Annotated in this window: 19 protein-coding genes and 1 pseudogene; 11 read left to right on the top strand and 9 right to left on the bottom strand. The window is 54.5% G+C overall.

Annotated elements, in window-relative coordinates; genetic code table 11:
• Window positions 1-147: 147 nt before the first annotated feature.
• Together purN and purM are read right to left on the bottom strand one after the other, a co-directional pair.
• Entirely contained in the window at window positions 148-786 is a 639-nt protein-coding gene (purN, locus tag J4645_RS17745; RefSeq protein WP_001028588.1) for a phosphoribosylglycinamide formyltransferase, read from the bottom strand.
• Window positions 786-1,823, bottom strand: a complete 1,038-nt coding sequence (gene purM, locus J4645_RS17740) for a phosphoribosylformylglycinamidine cyclo-ligase (protein ID WP_000130477.1) — start codon at window positions 1,821-1,823, stop codon at window positions 786-788. The genes purN and purM overlap by 1 nt, the downstream gene beginning before the upstream one ends.
• A 413-nt stretch (window positions 1,824-2,236) precedes the next feature.
• On the opposite strand from purM, the gene upp reads away from it, so the two are divergent.
• The 3 genes from upp to J4645_RS17725 all read left to right on the top strand — a co-directional run bounded on the left by upp (window position 2,237) and on the right by J4645_RS17725 (window position 5,036).
• Window positions 2,237-2,863: a uracil phosphoribosyltransferase gene (gene upp, locus J4645_RS17735; protein WP_000706208.1), complete on the top strand. Its 627-nt coding sequence runs from the start codon at window positions 2,237-2,239 to the stop codon at window positions 2,861-2,863.
• 87 nt (window positions 2,864-2,950) lie between these two features.
• The gene (gene uraA / locus J4645_RS17730; RefSeq protein ID WP_000198344.1) at window positions 2,951-4,240 is read left to right on the top strand and encodes a uracil permease; all 1,290 of its coding nucleotides are present in this window, start codon (window positions 2,951-2,953) and stop codon (window positions 4,238-4,240) included.
• Window positions 4,241-4,334: 94 nt separating this feature from the next.
• Window positions 4,335-5,036, top strand: coding sequence for a DnaA inactivator Hda (locus tag J4645_RS17725; protein WP_061835882.1), 702 nt, complete (start codon window positions 4,335-4,337; stop codon window positions 5,034-5,036).
• A gap of 26 nt (window positions 5,037-5,062) precedes the next feature.
• Here the strand turns inward: J4645_RS17725 and arsC are convergent, their stop codons facing one another.
• Both arsC and bepA read right to left on the bottom strand, forming a co-directional pair.
• On the bottom strand, window positions 5,063-5,422 hold the full coding sequence (gene arsC / locus J4645_RS17720) for an arsenate reductase (glutaredoxin) (protein ID WP_000132650.1): 360 nt from the start codon (window positions 5,420-5,422) through the stop codon (window positions 5,063-5,065).
• A gap of 39 nt (window positions 5,423-5,461) precedes the next feature.
• Complete coding sequence (gene bepA, locus J4645_RS17715) at window positions 5,462-6,925, bottom strand: beta-barrel assembly-enhancing protease (protein ID WP_000489631.1); 1,464 nt, start codon at window positions 6,923-6,925, stop codon at window positions 5,462-5,464.
• 207 nt (window positions 6,926-7,132) lie between these two features.
• Between bepA and J4645_RS17710 the strand changes: the two genes are divergently transcribed.
• Complete coding sequence (locus J4645_RS17710; protein WP_000892057.1) at window positions 7,133-8,200, top strand: AI-2E family transporter; 1,068 nt, start codon at window positions 7,133-7,135, stop codon at window positions 8,198-8,200.
• 216 nt (window positions 8,201-8,416) lie between these two features.
• A pseudogene (locus J4645_RS17705) lies at window positions 8,417-8,731 on the top strand (glycerate kinase); the annotation flags it as partial.
• 61 nt (window positions 8,732-8,792) lie between these two features.
• Here J4645_RS17705 and bcp read toward each other — a convergent pair.
• Complete coding sequence (bcp, locus tag J4645_RS17700; protein WP_001068686.1) at window positions 8,793-9,263, bottom strand: thioredoxin-dependent thiol peroxidase; 471 nt, start codon at window positions 9,261-9,263, stop codon at window positions 8,793-8,795.
• Window positions 9,263-9,835 (bottom strand): glycine cleavage system transcriptional repressor, encoded by a 573-nt coding sequence (locus J4645_RS17695; RefSeq protein ID WP_000189061.1) that lies wholly within the window; start codon window positions 9,833-9,835, stop codon window positions 9,263-9,265. The genes bcp and J4645_RS17695 overlap by 1 nt, the downstream gene beginning before the upstream one ends.
• A 145-nt stretch (window positions 9,836-9,980) precedes the next feature.
• On the opposite strand from J4645_RS17695, the gene dapA reads away from it, so the two are divergent.
• The 5 genes from dapA to tmcA all read left to right on the top strand — a co-directional run bounded on the left by dapA (window position 9,981) and on the right by tmcA (window position 15,826).
• Entirely contained in the window at window positions 9,981-10,859 is an 879-nt protein-coding gene (dapA, locus tag J4645_RS17690) for a 4-hydroxy-tetrahydrodipicolinate synthase (protein WP_000494020.1), read from the top strand.
• Between the two features lie 16 nt (window positions 10,860-10,875).
• On the top strand, window positions 10,876-11,910 hold the full coding sequence (gene bamC / locus J4645_RS17685) for an outer membrane protein assembly factor BamC (RefSeq protein ID WP_000331877.1): 1,035 nt from the start codon (window positions 10,876-10,878) through the stop codon (window positions 11,908-11,910).
• Between the two features lie 174 nt (window positions 11,911-12,084).
• Window positions 12,085-12,798, top strand: a complete 714-nt coding sequence (gene purC, locus J4645_RS17680; RefSeq protein WP_001171630.1) for a phosphoribosylaminoimidazolesuccinocarboxamide synthase — start codon at window positions 12,085-12,087, stop codon at window positions 12,796-12,798.
• A 130-nt stretch (window positions 12,799-12,928) separates the two neighbouring features.
• Entirely contained in the window at window positions 12,929-13,792 is an 864-nt protein-coding gene (locus tag J4645_RS17675) for a neutral zinc metallopeptidase (RefSeq protein WP_001267523.1), read from the top strand.
• 15 nt (window positions 13,793-13,807) lie between these two features.
• Window positions 13,808-15,826 carry a tRNA cytosine(34) acetyltransferase TmcA gene (gene tmcA, locus J4645_RS17670; protein ID WP_023215023.1) on the top strand — a complete coding sequence of 673 codons (2,019 nt, stop codon included), beginning with the start codon at window positions 13,808-13,810 and terminating at the stop codon, window positions 15,824-15,826.
• A 26-nt stretch (window positions 15,827-15,852) separates the two neighbouring features.
• On the opposite strand, the gene J4645_RS17665 is transcribed toward tmcA, so the two are convergent.
• From J4645_RS17665 to J4645_RS17655, 3 genes are read right to left on the bottom strand one after another with little or no spacing between them, the layout of a single operon-like run.
• Window positions 15,853-16,053 (bottom strand): YpfN family protein, encoded by a 201-nt coding sequence (locus J4645_RS17665; protein ID WP_000383842.1) that lies wholly within the window; start codon window positions 16,051-16,053, stop codon window positions 15,853-15,855.
• Between the two features lie 27 nt (window positions 16,054-16,080).
• Window positions 16,081-17,208 (bottom strand): succinyl-diaminopimelate desuccinylase, encoded by a 1,128-nt coding sequence (gene dapE / locus J4645_RS17660; RefSeq protein WP_001277825.1) that lies wholly within the window; start codon window positions 17,206-17,208, stop codon window positions 16,081-16,083.
• 3 nt (window positions 17,209-17,211) lie between these two features.
• Window positions 17,212-17,568: an ArsC family reductase gene (locus J4645_RS17655; RefSeq protein WP_000631923.1), complete on the bottom strand. Its 357-nt coding sequence runs from the start codon at window positions 17,566-17,568 to the stop codon at window positions 17,212-17,214.
• 412 nt (window positions 17,569-17,980) lie between these two features.
• On the opposite strand from J4645_RS17655, the gene ypfM reads away from it, so the two are divergent.
• Window positions 17,981-18,040 carry a protein YpfM gene (gene ypfM / locus J4645_RS17650; RefSeq protein WP_001386977.1) on the top strand — a complete coding sequence of 20 codons (60 nt, stop codon included), beginning with the start codon at window positions 17,981-17,983 and terminating at the stop codon, window positions 18,038-18,040.
• Window positions 18,041-18,049: the final 9 nt, after the last annotated feature.

Below are 18,049 nucleotides of genomic sequence, written 5' to 3'. Positions count from 1 at the left end.
GATTATGGCGAGCATTACGCGTTAATGTCCAACTGCGCCAGAAAAATATGACAATAAACTGATAGCATAAAGGAAGGGAAAAGAGTAGGCCGGATAGGCATTTATGCCGCCATCCGGCAAGCAGACGCAGTCCTGTCCGATGACGTATTATTCGTCAGACGCATAACCTTGCGGCGGCAGACGACGCCCGTCCAGCCAGGCGGCGTTATCGCGCATCTTTAGACGCCCCTGCGCAAACCAGCCAATCACCAGCGGATAAATCGCATGTTCCTGAGTTTGTACGCGTGCGGTGATATCATCTTCGCTGTCGTCGGCAAAAACCGGCACCTTCGCCTGGAGAATGACCGGGCCGCCGTCGAGTTCGTCTGTCACGAAATGCACCGAGGTACCGTGCTCCTCATCGCCGTTTTCCAGTGCCTGGCGATGGGTATGCAACCCCGGATATTTTGGCAGCAGGGAAGGGTGAATGTTCAGCAGACGCCCGTAGTAATGCGCGACAAACATCGGACTCAGAATACGCATAAAACCAGCCAGCACGACCACATCGGGCGCATACGCGTCTATCTTGCGAATCAACTCGCGATCGAAGGCGTCGCGGCTGTCAAACCGATCGGCAGTCAGCGCTTGCGCCGGAATACCGGCTTCTCTGGCGCGTTCAAGGCCGAACGCGTCGGCCTTATTGCTGAATACTGCCCTGAGGGTGCCTTTAATTTTCTTCGCTTCGCAGGCATCGATAATCGCCTGTAAATTGCTTCCATTGCCGGAAATCAGCACCACAATATTCATTATTCAATAACCACACGCTGTTCGGAATCAGAGGCTTTGATGATACCGATTTTCCATGCGTTTTCACCTTTCTCGTTTAACAGAGCAAGCGCTTTGTCCGCTTCCGGAGCGGAGAGCGCAATCACCATGCCGACGCCGCAGTTAAAGGTACGGTACATTTCATGTCGGCTGACATTACCGGCGGTTTGCAGCCAGGTAAAGATGGCGGGCCACTGCCAGGACGACTCATTAATTACCGCCTGGGTATTCTCCGGCAGAACGCGCGGAATATTTTCCCAAAAGCCCCCGCCGGTGAGGTGGGCGATAGCGTGTACATCGACGTTTTCAATCAGTTCCAGAACCGATTTTACGTAGATACGGGTCGGTTCAAGCAGATGATCGGCCAGCGGCTTCCCTTCCAGCAGAGTGGTTTGTGGGTCGCAGCCGCTAACGTCAATAATTTTCCGCACCAGCGAATATCCATTCGAGTGCGGGCCGCTGGAGCCGAGTGCAATCAGCACGTCGCCTTCGGCAACCCGGGAGCCGTCGATGATTTCTGATTTTTCGACTACGCCGACGCAGAAACCCGCCACATCGTAATCTTCGCCGTGATACATGCCCGGCATTTCCGCCGTCTCGCCGCCAACCAGCGCGCAGCCGGATTGCAGGCAGCCTTCGGCAATACCGTTGATCACGCTGGCGGCGGTATCGACATCCAGTTTACCCGTGGCATAGTAATCGAGGAAAAACAGCGGTTCCGCGCCCTGAACGACCAGATCGTTTACGCACATCGCCACCAGATCAATACCGATAGCATCGTGACGCTTTAAGTCCATCGCCAGGCGAAGTTTGGTGCCTACGCCGTCAGTGCCGGAAACCAGTACCGGTTCACGATATTTTTGCGGCAACGCGCACAGCGCACCGAAACCGCCCAGACCGCCCATAACCTCCGGGCGGCGAGTTTTCTTCACTACGCCTTTGATTCGATCAACCAGAGCGTTACCCGCATCAATATCGACGCCGGCATCTTTATAGCTAAGAGAGGTCTTATCGGTCACTGCCTGGTTCCCCACGTTTTTTCTTGCGGTAAAAGTTAAATTCGGCGCAATTCTAACAGGGAAAGCAAACGTTTGCGAGCGTGGTCTGCGCCCTGGATATCCGGGCGATTTTTTTGGCATGGTTTCGGTCGCTGCTTGAAAATTTCTCTGTTGGTAAAAAAGAAAAGGATATCCAGCACTTGGTTTACGACAGGCGATCAGGACAGGCCATTCATCCTTAAAATTGCTAAGATTCAAACGGTTGTTAGCCTTTATCACCTGTTTCAACGTGAGTGATTTATACTCACTTTTCCGCTATCTGCGCTTTTGGTTGATCCAGGTCAAGCATACATTGTGTTGCGCCAGAGAGGAAAAGCGGTATAATCCGGCGATTTTTTTTGTGGTTGCCAGTCATCTGAGGATAGGAGAAGAGTATGAAGATCGTGGAAGTCAAACACCCACTCGTCAAACACAAGCTGGGTCTGATGCGTGAAAACGACATTAGCACTAAACGCTTTCGTGAACTCGCCTCAGAAGTAGGCAGCCTGCTGACGTATGAAGCGACAGCCGACCTGGAAACGGAAAAAGTCACCATCGAAGGCTGGAATGGCCCGGTGGAAATCGACCAGATCAAAGGTAAAAAAATTACCGTTGTGCCGATTCTGCGGGCGGGTCTGGGCATGATGGAAGGCGTTCTGGAAAATGTACCGAGCGCGCGTATCAGCGTAGTCGGGATGTACCGTAACGAAGAGACGCTTGAGCCAGTACCTTATTTCCAGAAACTGGTATCGAACATTGATGAGCGCATGGCGCTGATCGTCGACCCGATGCTGGCGACCGGCGGTTCTGTCATCGCGACCATCGACCTGCTGAAAAAAGCAGGCTGTAGCAGCATTAAGGTGCTGGTGCTGGTCGCCGCGCCGGAAGGCATTGCGGCGCTGGAAAAAGCGCACCCGGACGTTGAACTGTACACCGCCTCTATCGATCAGGGGCTTAACGAGCACGGATACATTATTCCGGGGCTTGGCGATGCCGGCGATAAGATTTTTGGTACCAAGTAAGTGAATAAATAATTAAAAGCCGACTTTAAGAGTCGGCTTTTTTTTGAATAAAACAACTCATAACAAACACACTTAGAGGAAAACACTATGACGCGCCGTGCTATCGGGGTGAGTGAAAGACCGCCGCTTTTACAGACAATCCCGCTTAGTTTACAGCACCTTTTCGCCATGTTTGGCGCGACCGTGCTGGTGCCAGTTCTGTTTCATATCAACCCCGCGACGGTGCTGCTGTTTAACGGTATCGGAACGCTGCTGTATCTCTTTATCTGCAAAGGTAAAATTCCGGCCTACCTCGGATCGAGCTTTGCCTTTATTTCCCCGGTACTACTGCTGTTGCCGCTGGGTTATGAAGTGGCGCTGGGCGGTTTTATTATGTGCGGCGTGTTGTTCTGTCTGGTTTCTTTCATCGTTAAAAAAGCGGGCACCGGCTGGCTGGATGTGATGTTCCCGCCTGCGGCAATGGGCGCAATTGTTGCCGTCATCGGTCTGGAGCTGGCTGGCGTCGCGGCGGGGATGGCCGGATTGCTGCCTGCGCAAGGGCAGTCGCCGGACACGAAAACAATTATCATCTCCATGGTCACGCTGGCGGTGACGGTGTTCGGCTCCGTACTGTTTCGCGGTTTCCTGGCGATCATTCCGATTTTGATCGGCGTGCTGGCAGGCTATGCGCTGTCATTCGCGCTGGGAGTGGTCGATACCACGCCCATTGCCCAGGCACACTGGTTTGCGCTGCCGACCTTCTATACGCCGCGTTTTGAATGGTTCGCGATCCTGACGATTCTGCCCGCGGCGTTGGTCGTGATCGCCGAGCATGTCGGTCATCTGGTGGTGACGGCGAATATCGTCAAAAAAGATCTGGTGCGCGATCCCGGTTTGCACCGCTCGATGTTCGCTAACGGACTGTCGACGATCGTCTCCGGTTTCTTCGGCTCCACGCCGAATACCACCTATGGGGAAAATATTGGCGTCATGGCGATCACCCGCGTTTACAGTACCTGGGTTATCGGCGGCGCGGCGATTTTCGCCATTCTGCTTTCCTGCGTCGGCAAACTGGCGGCGGCGATTCAGATTATCCCGTTACCCGTGATGGGCGGCGTCTCACTGCTGTTGTACGGCGTTATCGGCGCGTCGGGGATTCGCGTCTTGATCGAATCGAAAGTCGATTACAACAAAGCGCAAAACCTGATCCTCACCTCGGTGATTTTGATCATCGGCGTGAGCGGCGCGAAAGTGCATATCGGCGCGGCAGAATTGAAAGGGATGGCGCTGGCGACCATCGTCGGGATTTGCCTGAGCCTGATTTTTAAACTGATTAGCCTGTTGCGTCCGGAAGAAGTGGTACTGGAGGCAAATGATGCGGAGTCTCCGCATCAGTAACGGGTTGCCGGGCAGCGATGCTGCCCGGTTCTATCTCAAGGGAATTATGTGGTAAACTCAGCGCGATTTTATGTCATCCTGGGTTGAGGTATCTCTGAACACACCGGCACAGCTCTCTTTGCCACTTTATCTTCCTGACGACGAAACTTTCGCAAGTTTCTGGCCGGGGGATAACGCCTCTCTACTGGCCGCGTTACAAAACGTGTTGCGCCAGGAACATAGTGGATATATCTACCTTTGGGCGCGTGAAGGCGCGGGCCGCAGCCATTTGCTGCACGCCGCCTGCGCTGAACTGTCGCAGCGTGGAGATGCGGTAGGCTACGTCCCGCTCGATAAACGTACCTGGTTCGTGCCGGAAGTGCTCGACGGTATGGAACACCTCTCGCTGGTGTGTATTGATAACATTGAATGTGTCGCTGGCGATGAACTGTGGGAGATGGCGATCTTTGATCTCTATAACCGCATTCTGGAGTCCGGTAAGACGCGGTTATTGATCACCGGCGATCGTCCGCCAAGACAGTTAAATCTGGGCTTGCCCGATCTCGCTTCCCGTCTGGACTGGGGGCAAATCTATAAACTCCAGCCTCTTTCCGATGAAGACAAACTTCAGGCGCTACAGTTGCGCGCCCGGTTACGGGGGTTTGAACTGCCGGAAGATGTCGGGCGGTTTTTACTCAAACGTCTTGATCGCGAAATGCGCACGCTGTTTATGACGCTGGATCAGCTCGATCATGCGTCGATCACTGCCCAGCGAAAACTGACGATCCCGTTTGTCAAAGAGATCCTGAAACTGTAATACGCCGCGACGGCGGCGTTCAACGGTTAACCGAGGATGTCCAGCACCTGCTCAGGCGGTCGGCCAATGCGCGCCTGACCATTTGCCACCACAATGGGGCGCTCCATCAGTTTAGGGTGTTCAACCAGCGCCTGGATTAACGCCTCTTCACTCAGCTGGCTATCCGCCAGATGAAGCGTTTTATAGAGATCTTCTTTTTGGCGCATCAGTTCGCGCGCGCTGGACATGCCCAACATACGCAGCAGTTCTCGCACGGTGGCGGCGTCAGCGGGCGTATCCAGATAAAGCACCACTTCCGGTTCCACGCCGTTAGATTTCAGCAGGTTCAGCGTGTCGCGGCTCTTCGAACAGCGCGGGTTATGGTAGATTTTAATCGTGTCGGTCATGAGTTCTCCTTGTGACGCCATCCGGCTAATAAACGGCGATTACATTTTCGTGTATGGCTTGAAGCGTTCCTGTAACTGGCGCAACTGGTCGATACGCGCATCGTAACGCGCCTGTTGCTGGCTACCCAGTTTTGCCTGGGCGCTGGCGCTACTGAGCAGTGAAATTGCCTGATCCAGTCGTCCCGCCAGCGCATAACTTTCAGCGCGCGCCGCCAGCTCCTGATCGCGGTTGTTCAGCGCGGCTTCGGCCTGAGCAAGCAGATCCCAGCCGTTACCGTCATCTTTATGGCTAAAGGTGTAGCGATTCAGAATGGTTTCCGCCGCTTTGGGCTGGCCTCCCTGGAGGTACGCATTGGCGAGGTTTAACTGCAGCACAGGATTAACGCGCAGATCGCGGGCATTTTTCAGGCGATTAATCGCGTCGTTGGCTCTTTTCTGCCCCAGGTCAATATCGGTGGCGAGGTCAAGATACCAGGCATTGTTCGGTTCCGCGCTTAACAGCGGCTGCAACGTTTTGCGCGCTTCATCGTATTTGCTCGCTTCCATCGCCTGCAACGCCCGGCCATATTGCGCCGCATGTTGCTGACGCACGTTGCCTTTAGACCACTGATCCAGCAGGTCGCTGGTAAGCTGGTTACGTCCGGAATTGTACATTCCCAGGGCGCGCGCTTTGGCGAGATAAAAGTCGGCGGAAGATTGCACCACGACCGGGCGCATCTGGTTGGCACGGTTGCGGGCATCCGCAAGGCGGCTTTCCGGTAAGGGGTGAGTGAGCAAAATTTCAGGCGGACGCGTGGAGTAACGCGCCTGGTCGAGCAGTTTTTCGAGGAAAGAGGGCATCGCCTGTGGGTCAAATCCGGCGCGTTGCAGTACCTGAATACCAATACGGTCGGCTTCTTGCTCATTTTGCTGGGTGAAACTTATCATTCCCTGGCGCGTTCCCGCCAGAGTACCGGTTAGCGCCGCCATACCGGCCTGTGGGCTGGCCATGGCCAGCAAAATGGAACCCAGCGCGCCCACCCAGGTAAGCGGCGCGCTGCGCTTTTGATCTTCCATCGCGCGCGCCAGATGGCGCTGCGTCACGTGGGAGATTTCATGCGCCATGACTGAAGCTAGCTGGCTTTCGTTATCCGCGTAGCGAAAAAGTGCCGAGTGCAGCACCACATTGCCGCCAAAGAACGCGAACGCGTTGATTTCGTCATTATTGATCAAGAAAAAATGGAAGGGCGTTTTGACGGAGTCGGCGTGCGAGACCAGACGCATACCCAGCGCGTTAATGTATTGCACCAGCAGCGGATCGTTGATTAACGGCGCGCTGCCGCGTAGCTGGCGCACATAAAAGTCGCCCATTTGCATCTCTTGTCCGATAGAAAGCGTGCTTCCTGCCGAGGTTCCCATATCGGGCAGCGTGTCGGCAGGGTCGGCAAATGCGGGCGCGACCTGACCGAGAGCCAATGCTGCAATGAGGGTTGCCACCAGGTTTTTTTTCAACTGCCTGAACATAACCTCTATCCTGTTGTTTTGAGATAGCCCTTTGACCAACGTCGTGAAATATCGTTCCACGCTCCGACACTTCATAAGTGTAACTGTGATGAGCACAGACTCACTATTTTAGTTTCCTGAATCAACGATAAAAAGCGAAGTCTTTTTTGTGACATTTCGATACAATTCGGCATCACAATCCCGCAGTTGAGTTCTGGGAAGGGTTTTATGCTCGAAATGTTAATGCAATGGTATCGCCGTCGCTTCAGCGACCCGGAGGCGATTGCCTTGCTGGTCATTCTGGTGGCTGGTTTTAGCATCCTCTTTTTCTTTAGCGGCCTGTTAGCGCCGCTGCTGGTCGCTATCGTACTGGCCTACCTGCTGGAGTGGCCGACGGCGCGCCTGCAGGCGATTGGCTGTTCCCGGCGCTGGGCAGCCTCCATTGTCCTTATCCTCTTTGTCGGCATTTTGTTATTAATGGCGTTTGTGGTGATGCCGATTGCCTGGCAGCAGGGTATTTACCTGATTCGTGATATGCCCGGTATGCTGAATAAACTGTCCGATTTTGCCGCGACCTTGCCGCGACGCTATCCGGCGCTGATGGATGCGGGCATTATTGATGCGATGGCGGAAAACATGCGTACCCGGATGCTTAACATGGGCGATTCGGTGGTGAAGTATTCGCTGGCTTCGTTAGTCGGGCTACTGACGCTGGCTGTATATCTGGTGCTGGTGCCGCTGATGGTCTTTTTCCTGGTAAAAGATAAAGAGCAGATGCTGAATGCCGTGCGCCGCGTGCTGCCGCGTAATCGCGGGCTGGCGGGGCAGGTGTGGAATGAGATGAATCAGCAGATCACCAACTATATCCGCGGAAAAGTGCTGGAGATGGTGGTGGTGGGCGTAGCGACCTGGCTGGGCTTTTTGCTGTTTGGCCTCAACTATTCGCTACTGTTGGCGGTACTGGTGGGCTTTTCGGTTCTGATCCCCTATATCGGCGCCTTTGTGGTGACAATTCCGGTGGTGGGCGTCGCGCTGTTTCAGTTTGGCCTGGGGACGGAATTCTGGAGCTGTTTTGCCGTTTATCTGATTATTCAGGCGCTGGATGGCAATCTGCTGGTACCGGTACTTTTCTCCGAAGCGGTGAATTTGCATCCGCTGGTGATTATTCTGTCAGTGGTGATTTTCGGCGGTCTGTGGGGGTTCTGGGGAGTGTTTTTCGCCATTCCATTGGCGACGCTGATTAAAGCCGTTGTCCATGCCTGGCCGGATGGTCAGGTGACGGATACCTCATCCTGAGCGGTCTGTACAAAAGTTGTAAAGCGTGAACGACATCATAGTGCCCTGCCGCCATTTTGCGCACGCCTGATGAGGGACAAGCGCTTAGAAAGCCGCTCTTTTTTTTAATGCCGCACCGTGTTGCGGCATTTTTATTGTCGGAACCTACAAAATTCTCGCTGCTGAAGGAAAACTGTATTGTAGAAATTGATTCCGCTACCGCCAATCAGCTTAAAGGCGTGCGATGTCAACAATCCGCTGTGTGGTCCCCAGGGCGCATCGGCCATCTTTGGCCCACAAAAAGGGGCGACAGCGGAAATGGTGAACACCCTGGACGAGGCGCTGGAAAACTGGGGCCGGCATATTTATCAGGCTACGGGACGTGAGGTGATTAACGCTCCCGGCGCGGGCGCGGCAGGTGGAATGGGCGCCGCGCTTTTAGGATTGCTCAATGCGGAATTACGCGCCGGCGTAGAGATTGTCGTGGAAACGCTACAGCTTGAGCAGGCGGTTAAAGATGCCGATCTGGTGATTACCGGAGAAGGGCGTCTGGCGCGGCAAGCCTGACGGCGCATTCCCTTTCCAGGCCGCACATCAGCGCGGCCTGAGGCTTTTACGCGTTTTCTTTCAGCCAGTTCAGCACCACATCATGGTGATTGCTGGTTTTAAAATCATTAAAGACGTGTTCAATCTTACCATCAGCGTCAATCAAAAAGCTGATGCGGTGAATGCCGTCATACGTTTTGCCCATAAACGACTTTTCGCCCCAGACGCCGAACTGTTCACACACCTGATGGTTTTCATCGGACAAAAGGGTAAAGTTCAGCAGCTCTTTTTCAGCGAAACGGGAGAGTTTTTCAGGTTTATCGGTGCTGATGCCCAGCACGTCCACGCCTGCTTTTTTGAGCTCGTCCATGTTATCGCGTAAGCCGCAGGCCTGCACGGTACAGCCGGGTGTCATGGCTTTTGGGTAGAAATAAACCAGAACGCGCTGTCCCTGGAAGTCGGTCAAATTTACTTGTTCCCCGTCTTGATCCGGCAAGCTAAATTTCGGTGCGATATCACCGGCTTTCAGTGGATTCATTACTTAACTCCATCCTGTTCATCATGTTGTGAGTAATTGACGACGTTTATACTGCCTTGCGCATTGAGTTCTGTACATAGTGCTTTAAAGGCTTGCTCAATATTTGCGGAATTTTGCGACGCCGGGCTATGTGCGGTGATTTGAATAAATAATTGCGCAGCTTTATCACCTTCAGCCGGCTGCGTGCGGGAGACCAGCTCCGCAATGTTCATTTCATGACTATTAAACAGCGCGGTGAATCGCTCAATTAAATGCGGGGAGTCGGCGACCTCAACCTGAACCCATACCGTCGCGGGCATTGCCGGGCGGGGGCGGTCGGACGTCCGTTTCATCACAATCAGCAGATCCAGCTCCGCGCCTTTTAACGGCAATGTCGATTCAATCAAGGTAATCGCGTTCCACGTGCCGGACAACAGCATAATAAACGTGAATTCATCGCCCAGCATCGCCAGTCGGCTGTCTTCGATATTACAGCCGCAACTGCTGACATGGCGAGTAATGGTATTCACAATACCGGGCCTGTCGGCGCCCAGCGCAGTGATAACCAAATAGTGTTGTGATGACGGTGTCAAACCAGTTATTCCTTTGAGCGGTGAGGTAATCTTAAGGAAACCATAAAAAAAACCTGCATACAACAATCAGAACGGCTTTGGTCGCTTGCTTTTATTGCCATACCAAACGTACCATTGAGGGACTTGTTTGCACAGAGGATGGCCCATGTTCACGGGAAGTATTGTCGCGCTTGTTACGCCGATGGATGAGAAAGGTAACGTCAGTAGGTCTTGCCTGAAAAAACTCATTGATTATCATGTCGCCAACGGTACCTCGGCGATTGTTTCGGTTGGCACCACCGGCGAGTCTGCCACGCTAAGCCATGATGAACATGGCGATGTCGTGATGATGACGCTGGAACTGGCTGACGGACGTATTCCGGTTATCGCCGGCACGGGCGCAAACGCGACCGCGGAAGCGATTAGCCTGACGCAGCGTTTTAACGATAGCGGCATTGTTGGCTGCCTGACGGTAACGCCGTACTACAATCGCCCCACGCAGGAAGGTTTGTTCCAGCATTTCAAAGCCATCGCGGAACACACTGACTTGCCGCAAATTCTGTATAATGTGCCGTCCCGTACCGGTTGCGACATGTTGCCGGAAACCGTGGGTCGTCTGGCGGAAATAAAAAATATTATCGCTATCAAAGAGGCGACAGGGAACTTAACCCGCGTTCACCAGATCAAAGAGCTGGTTTCAGACGATTTTATTCTGCTTAGCGGCGATGACGCGTCTGCGCTGGACTTTATGCAGCTGGGTGGTCATGGCGTGATTTCCGTTACGGCTAACGTAGCGGCGCGCGAGATGGCTGACATGTGCAAACTGGCGGCGGAAGGGCAATTTGCCGAGGCGCGCGCTATCAACCAGCGTCTGATGCCGTTACACAACAAACTATTTGTCGAACCCAATCCTATCCCGGTGAAATGGGCATGTAAGGCATTGGGTCTTGTGGCGACCGACACGCTGCGCCTGCCAATGACGCCTATCACAGACCATGGTCGTGACATCGTCAAAGCAGCGCTTCAGCATGCTGGCCTGCTGTAAAGTTTAGGGAGATTTGATGGCTTACTCAGTACAAAAGTCGCGCCTGGCGAAGGTTGCGGGTGTTTCGCTTGTTTTGCTGCTCGCTGCCTGTAGTTCCGATTCGCGCTACAAGCGCCAGGTAAGCGGCGATGAATCCTATCTGGATGCCGCGCCGCTTGCTGAACTTCACGCCCCGGCAGGAATGATCCTGCCGATAACGACCGGCGACTACGTTATTCCGGTCACGAAGGGGAGCGGCGCGGTTGGTAAGGCGTTGGATATCCGTCCGCCAGCGCAGCCGTTAGCGTTAGTGAGCGGCGCGCGTACCCAGTTCTCTGGCGATACCGCTACGCTATTGGTGGAAAATGGTCGTAGCAGCACGCTGTGGCCGCAAGTCGTCAGCGTGATTCAGGCGAAAAATTATCCGATTGAAAAACGTGACGATGCCAGCCAGACCCTGACGACCGATTGGGTGAACTGGAACCGCCTGGATGAAGACGAACAGTATCGTGGACGTTATCAAATCTCGGTGAAGCCGCAGGGCTATCAGCAGGCGGTAACGGTAAAACTGGTTAATCTGGAACAGGCTGGCAAGCCGGTCGCTGACGCGGCGTCGCTGCAGCGCTATAGCACGGAAATGATGAACGTCATTTCCGCCGGTCTGGATAAGACCGCTACGGATGCGGCAAATGCCGCGCAGAACCGTTCCGCCGCAACGATGGATGTGCAGAGCGCCGCTGATGATACCGGTTTACCTATGCTGGTCGTTCGCGGTCCGTTCAACCTCGTGTGGCAACGCCTCCCGGCCGCGCTGGAAAAAGTGGGCATGAAAGTCACCGACAGCACTCGCTCTCAGGGCAGCATGGCGGTAACGTACAAACCGTTGTCTGACAGCGACTGGCGGGACCTGGGCGCTAGCGACCCGGGCCTGGCATCCGGAGATTATAAATTGCAGGTCGGCGATTTAGATAACCGCAGCAGCTTGCAGTTTATCGATCCTAAGGGGCATACTCTGACGCAAAGCCAGAACGACGCGCTGGTTGCCGTCTTCCAGGCAGCGTTCAACAAGTAATTTAACAGGGCTGGAGCAATCCGGCCCTTTTTTCTGATAAGATACGCAAACGTGTGCGTCGGTACAAAAACGCGATTTAACCGCTATTTCGCACCACAATTACAGGCCGGCGTCTCCGGCAGGCGTAGCAGGAAATGAATACTTATCGTTAATTCACACCCAGGAGTGTTAAAGATGCAAAAGCAAGCTGAGTTGTATCGTGGTAAAGCGAAAACCGTATACAGCACGGAAAACCCGGACCTGTTGGTGCTCGAATTCCGCAATGATACGTCAGCAGGGGATGGCGCGCGCATTGAACAGTTTGATCGCAAAGGCATGGTAAATAACAAATTCAACCATTTCATTATGACCAAACTGGCCGAGGCGGGCATCCCGACCCAGATGGAACGTTTGCTGTCTGATACCGAGTGTCTGGTGAAGAAGCTGGAGATGGTGCCGGTTGAATGTGTGGTGCGCAACCGTGCGGCTGGGTCGCTGGTCAAGCGTCTGGGCGTGGAAGAAGGCATGGAGCTTAACCCGCCGATATTCGATCTGTTCCTGAAAAACGACGCGCTGCACGACCCGATGGTGAATAGTTCCTACTGTGAAACGTTCGGTTGGGTAAGTCAGGAAAATCTGGCGCGTATGAAAGAGTTAACCTACAAAGCCAACGACGTACTGAAAAAACTGTTTGATGACGCGGGTCTTATCCTGGTGGATTTCAAACTGGAGTTTGGCCTGTATAAAGGCGAAGTGGTGCTGGGCGATGAGTTTTCACCGGACGGTAGCCGCCTGTGGGATAAAGAGACGCTGGACAAAATGGACAAAGACCGCTTCCGCCAGAGCCTGGGCGGTCTGATTGAAGCCTATGAAGCCGTCGCGCATCGCCTGGGCGTGAAATTAGATTAATTCCGCTTCTGACCGGGGGGCAACCGCTCTCCGGTATCATCCTTTCCTCATTCTGATAGCGTTTACCTGTGGTAATCCTGCGCCTGACCGCCTACGATCATCTGTATAACAAAGAGAGAATGAGGTGATTATGCGCTGGCAAGGGCGTCGTGAAAGTAACAATGTAGAGGACAGACGTAATCGGCCAGGCGGCCCCTCGCTGGGTGGCCCTGGCTTTCGTCTTCCGCGCGGAAAAGGCGGCATCATTCTGTTGGTGGTGGTGTTGGTCGCAGGGTACTATGGGGTGGATTTAACCGGTCTGTTGACCGGCCAGCCGGTTTCGCAGCAGCAGTCGACGCGTTCGATAAGCCCCAATGATGATGAAGCGGCAAAATTTACCTCGGTGATTCTGGCGACGACCGAAGATACCTGGGGGCAACTCTTTCAAAAAATGGGGCGCGGCTATCAGCAGCCAAAACTGGTGATGTACCGTGGTATGACGCGCACCGGCTGTGGCGCGGGTCAGTCCGTGATGGGGCCGTTTTACTGCCCGGCGGACGGTACCGTCTATATCGATCTCTCATTTTACGATGATATGAAAAATAAGCTGGGCGCGGACGGTGATTTTGCCCAGGGTTATGTCATCGCCCACGAAGTCGGCCACCACGTACAAAAACTGTTAGGTATTGAGCCGAAAGTACGCCAGTTGCAGCAAAACGCGTCGCAAACGGAGGTGAATCGCCTTTCGGTGCGCATGGAGCTACAGGCGGATTGCTTTGCCGGCGTGTGGGGACACAGTATGCAGCAGCAAGGCGTACTGGAGGCGGGCGATCTGGAAGAGGCGCTCAATGCCGCACAGGCTATCGGCGACGATCGCTTACAGCAACAGGGGCAGGGGCGCGTCGTGCCGGATAGTTTTACCCACGGCACCTCAGAACAGCGCTACAGCTGGTTTAAGCGTGGCTTTGACAGCGGTGACCCGGCGCAATGTAATACGTTTGGCAAAAACTTTTGATAAACCGGGGCAGGGATGTCTGATATCGATGCGCTACAGGCGTTAACGTCGCAAATGACACAGGAAGGCATTCGCCGTTTACTGGTCATCAGCGGCGATGCGGCGTGGTGCCGGGAGCGGGCCGAGGCGATACGCGCTGCGCTGCCCGGTGACTGGCTGTGGGTCGCGCCTGACGCGCCCGCCCAGCCGCGCTGTACGCCACAGGCGTTACAAACGCTGCTGGGCCGTGAATTCCGTCATGCGATATTTGATGCCTGGCAGGGCTTTGACGCCGCAGCGTTTGCCGCCCTGAGCGGGACCTTGCAGGCCGGAAGCTGGCTGCTTCTGCTGATGCCGCCGTATGAGACGTGGGAAAGCAGGCCTGATATCGATTCACTGCGCTGGAGCGACTGCGCGCAGCCTATCCCCACACCGCAGTTTGCACAGCATCTTAAACGGACTCTTTCCCGCGATCCGCAAACGCTGCTTTGGCGACAGCGCCAGCCGTTTTGCTGGCCATCTTATCCTTCCCGTGAACGCTGGCGACCCGCCACCGGCGAGCCGCAGCCGGAGCAGGCGGCTATCTTATCGCGTTTACGTGAAATGCCGCCCGGCGTGGCGACGGTGATTGCCCCCCGTGGGCGCGGCAAATCGGCGCTGGCCGGGCAATTCATCTCCCGGATGGCGGGCACGGCTATCGTGACCGCACCGGCGAAAACGGCAACGGATATCCTGGCCGCGTTTGCCGGTGAGCGGTTCTGCTTTATGGCGCCGGATGCGTTGCTGGCGAGCGGGGCAAGAGCCGACTGGCTGGTGGTTGACGAGGCGGCGGCAATCCCCGCGCCGCTACTGCTGCAACTGGTTTCGCGCTTTCCCCGCATACTACTCACCACCACCGTTCAGGGCTACGAAGGCACCGGACGCGGTTTTTTACTTAAGTTTTGCGCCCGTTTTCCGCAGCTTCACCGCTTCACGCTTCGTCAGCCTGTCCGCTGGGCGCCAGAATGCCCGCTGGAAAATATCGTCAGCGAGGCGCTGATATTCGACGATGAAGCGTTTGCGCAGGCGCCACATGGCGCGATAGCAATCTCGGCGTTTTACCAACAGGCCTGGGTGAATACGCCCGCGTTGCCGAGGGCTGTGTATCAGTTACTGTCGGGGGCGCACTATCGTACTTCGCCGCTGGATCTGCGCCGAATGATGGATGCGCCAGGACAGCATTTCTTGCAGGCCACGGCGAATAACCGTGTGGCGGGCGCCCTCTGGCTGGTCGAAGAGGGCGGGTTATCCGCAGAACTCAGTCAGGCTGTATGGGCCGGTTTCCGGCGTCCGCGTGGAAATCTGGTGGCGCAGTCGCTGGCGGCGCACGGTAGCGACCCTTTAGCCGCGACGCTGGTCGGGCGTCGCGTAAGCCGTATCGCAGTGCACCCCGCTCGCCAGCGTGAAGGCATCGGTCAGCAGTTGATTGCCTGCGCGTGCATGCAGGCGGCGCAGTGTGATTATCTTTCCGTCAGCTTCGGCTATACGCCGGAGCTGTGGCGTTTCTGGCAACGCTGCGGCTTTGTACTGGTACGGATGGGCAACCATCGGGAGGCGAGCAGCGGTTGCTATACGGCGATGGCGTTATTGCCGCTGAGCGACGCGGGAAAACGGCTGGCGCAGCAGGAACACCGACGTTTGCGCCGCGATGCGGATATCCTGACGCAGTGGAACGGCGAGGCGATACCGCTGGCGGCGTTACGCGAACAGGCGCTTAATGGTGAAGACTGGCGTGAGCTGGTCGGTTTTGCGTTCGCGCACCGCCCGCTACTGACATCGTTAGGTTGCCTGCATCGTTTACTGCAATACAGCGCATTGCCATTACCGGCGCTGAGAGGGCGGCTGGAGGAAAAAGCCAGCGATGCCGAACTGTGCGCCCGGCTACGCATTTCAGGCCGTAAAGCTCTGCTGGCGTTGCAGCGTGCGCAGGCGGCGCAGGCGCTGATTGCGCTGGATGCCGGACGAACGCAGCGTTTGCGCGACGTAATGCCCGGCGGTGGGGAGCATGCCGGATAGCGATAGCTGTCCGGCATGTTATCCGGTTACTTTTTCGGCTGATCTTTCTTCGGCCAGTCTTCTTCATCGTCCCACTTATCGTTAAAATCGCGATGCGGGGGCAGCTCAGGTTTATTGGCAAGGAATTTCTTATGGTCGATGCGTTTGAGATCTTTGATCACATTCAGCAGTACGCCTACCAGAAACACCAATACCAGAATCCACCAATATTTTGCCAGCCAGTCCATGCTTATTTCCTCTTACAGGAACGCTCATCAGGCGACGAGCTGTTCCATAATACGTTGATACATACGAGCCAGTAGCTGGAGATCGGCGGCATTCACACATTCATTAATTTTATGAATGGTGGCGTTCACCGGCCCCAGTTCTACCACCTGCGCTCCCATACGGGCGATAAAACGTCCGTCGGACGTACCGCCCGTCGTCAGTAATTGCGGTTTAATTTCATTATAGTGCTCAATGGCGTTTACCACCGCGTCCACCAGCTTGCCGCGTGCGGTCAGGAACGGCTGGCCGGAAAGCCACCAGTCTACGGTATAACGCAGCTGATGCTTCTCAAGCAGCGCATGTACCCGCTCTTTGATCATCTCATCGGTCAGTTCCGTGCTGAAACGGAAGTTAAACTGCACGAACAGTTCGCCCGGAATGACATTATTGCTGCCGGTGCCTGCCTGGATATTGGCTACCTGCATACTGGTGGCCGGGAAAAAGTCATTGCCCCGATCCCACTCGATAGCGACCAGTTCATTAAGAAAAGGCGCGGCGCGATGAACAGGGTTATCCGCCAGATGCGGATAGGCGACGTGCCCCTGAACGCCATGAATAGTGAGGTTACAGGTGAGGGAACCGCGACGCCCGTTTTTGACGACATCGCCCACAATTTCAGTACTGGAAGGTTCGCCGACCAGACAGTAATCCAGCCGCTCGTTACGGGCCATCAGCGCTTCAACCACCTTTACGGTGCCATTTTTTGCGCTGGCTTCCTCATCAGAGGTAATCAAAAATGCGAGACGGCCCCGGTGATGAGGATGCTGCGCAACAAAACGTTCAGCGGCCACCACCATGGCCGCCAGTGAACCTTTCATATCCGCCGCGCCGCGACCGAACAACATTCCGTCACGAATCGTAGGTTCAAACGGCGGATTGATCCAGCGATCGACATCGCCAGCCGGTACGACGTCAGTATGCCCGGCGAACGCCAGCGTTTCGCCACGCCCACGCCATGCCCAAAAATTTTGCGTGTCGCCAAAATCCATATGCTCAATGGTAAAACCGATTTTACGCAGGCGTTCAATCATTAATGCCTGACAGCCTGCGTCATCCGGACTCAGGGAGGGGCGACGAATAAGTTGCTGTGTCAGCTCAATAACCGGGCACGACATAGACTACACCTCATCAAAAAACTGCTGATAACGGGATTCACTGAAACCAAGCAGCATAGGCTTCCCGGGCGCGCAGAGCAATGGGCGTTTGATGATTGCCGGCTGTTCAACCATGAGAGCAGCGGCGGAGTCGGCATCGGTAATCCCGCTGCGGTCGCCTTCATCCAGTTTGCGCCATGTTGTGCCGCGCGTATTCAGTAAAGGCTGCCAGCCGAGTTCGGCAATAAAGGTATTAAGAAGAGGGAGGTCTATGCCATCCACACGGTAATCGTGAAAACGATAATCAATGCCATGCTCCTCCAGCCAACGGCGCGCTTTTTTGATCGTGTCGCAATTCTTAATGCCATAGAGGGTAATCATATTGAATCCTTTAACGCGAAATTCGAATAAATAATCAATAGTATCGTCTGCGGGATAATAAGTGTGGCTGTTAATGGTTATTTATCCAGCGCTGATCGGCAATCAATATAACATTGTTGAGTGAATGTGAATAATGATTCCAAAACGTTCCAAATGTGGCTTGTTTATAATTCGCGGGACAAATCCTATTTTGCGCACATGCAATTGATTGTTTTTTAACCCGATTTGATAAAGTAGTAGAAAAGGTATTAATGTTGCTAAATATTGCAGTAAGTCACATAAAATTTACGGCTACAGCGCCATAGTAATATCATAGACAGCGTAACCAGAGGATATCGCAACAATCGGTTAAATGAACTTCTCTCTATACCGCTAACTACGTAGAATACCCATAATAATAAGAGAGGCTATTATGATTGAACGTGAACTGGGGAACTGGAAAGATTTTATCGAAGTCATGCTTCGTAAATAAATGACTGGA

Source organism: Salmonella sp. 32082101201600294FB01SM01 (genome assembly GCF_017572865.1).
GTDB classification, from domain to species: domain Bacteria; phylum Pseudomonadota; class Gammaproteobacteria; order Enterobacterales; family Enterobacteriaceae; genus Salmonella; species Salmonella enterica.
This window is presented reverse-complemented; position numbering and strand designations above follow the sequence as displayed.